The following is a 1,780-nucleotide window of genomic DNA, read 5'->3' on the forward strand; positions in this document are numbered from 1 at the left end:
ACAAGATACGATAAAACCGATACCAGCTATCAAGCCTCATGGAACCTGGCCGCAGCGATCATCGCATTGCGCTAAATGTCCACAGACCTTAAGTGGCTTATTGAAAAATTAGCTGACTCCGGCGCGATTCGCACGCGCGACCCTCAGAATAGGAATTGGCGCGTAGCCCCGAGTGGGTTGAAGCCGAAGCGGGTGCGATATAGCGCACTATGGCAGGATCGAGTCTGCTTCCGCGGTGCTTCCGTACAGCGTAGCGTCACCCAAGTCGAAGTGAGTTTTCCTTGCTAAGTAGCTGTTTTGTTGATATGAATCTGGCGCACCCGACAGGATTCGAACCTGTGACCTCTGCCTTCGGAGGCTTGCAGTACAGAAAAGGAGTGACAGGCGAAAATCAGACCTTCTGCCAATTATTCTCAGTTCCTCGAAGCGTCACTATAATATCTGCGCCCGCAACAGGGACTTGGAACGCCTCTGCTTAACCTCTCGAACGGACATCACTTCTCCCCCATTTAAAAGTCGAGCAATCTCGCCCGCTACCTGATCGGCAGCAATGACGAGTGCAGTGTCGAGATGCACATATCGCTGTGTGACACCGCGTGGGGCATGTCCGAGTAGGCCTGAAATCGTCAATTCGCTGAAGCCCTGTGAAGCAGCCATGCTTGCGAATGTGTGCCTTAGAACATGAGGGGTCACGCCGCTCAATCCGGCCCGCCGGCAAACCCGCTCAAGCACACGCACAACACCTATGAAATGACCCTCCCCGATGTCGGCTGGAAAGACGAATGGAGTGGAATTGGATTTCGCAGTTTCGAGCAGATGTGCGACGGCCGCATCTCCGATGGCCCGCAATTGCGCGCCTGATTTCGTTTCGGGAAAGGCAACACAGTTGTTTTTTGCTTCGATCCACTCTTTGCGCATGCCGAGGACTTCCATTCGCCGGAACCCGGTCAGAAACATGGCGCGGATTGAAGCAAGACCGGTCGGATGTTCGCCCTCGTGTTCCATCTGCATCATCACCTTACCAAGGTGACGAATTTCACCTGCGCTCAGACGGCGTTTGAGTTTTTCCGAAGCGATCACCCTGACACCGTTGGCCGGGCTTTGTTCGATCAGCCCGAGGCGGCGTGCATGATTGAGCAAACTGCGCAATGTGCTAATGGCTCTCCCTGCGACCCCGGCTCCACCTGACGTTTGCCCGCCGCGGCCCGGGCGGCGCGAGCGTGCCGTTTTCCCGGCAGCAATGTCCCCCTGAAGTCTTTCAATGTCAGCAAGCCGTAAGTGACTGACGATACGCGTTCCGATCAACGGTTTGATGTGCTGTTCGATCCGGCTACGATCGCCTGCCACGGACGAGGCTTTGATTGGACGTCTGTTGCGTCCGAGGAGACGGCCGGCTTCTGCTTCTTCGAGGTACCAGTCACAGATTTCCGCAACGGTCATGCCCTGACGTGCGGCACGGCGTTCAGCTGAAGGGTCGCTGCCGTCGATCACGGCGGCCAGTTTTTTCCTGGCAAGGTCGCGGGCGCTTTCAACAGTTACGACACCGAATTGCCCGATGACGAACCGGCGAGTTCGCCGCTCCGAGTTTCGGTACTGGATCAGAAACGTCTTGGTTCCAGAAGGTTTGACGCGGATCCCGAAACCATGAACCTCGGTGTCCCATATGAACTGGTCACGTTTCGGGTCCTGTGTGTCCGTCCGGTGAAGCCGGTCTTCATGGCGGCGGCGCGCTCTGTTACGCTGCTTTTGCAGCGTAACACCAAGGCATGAGTTCGTTGAT

1 protein-coding gene is annotated in these 1,780 nt (G+C 56.2%); it reads right to left on the reverse strand.

Annotated features, from left to right (window positions below; all coding sequences use genetic code 11):
* Positions 1-432 precede the first annotated feature (432 nt).
* The coding region (locus ACXAIC_RS24650) for a tyrosine-type recombinase/integrase (protein WP_475187060.1) at positions 433-1,780 on the reverse strand (1,348 nt) is incomplete at its 5' end.

It is taken from the genome of Roseibium sp. AWQ4_254, from assembly GCF_056161025.1.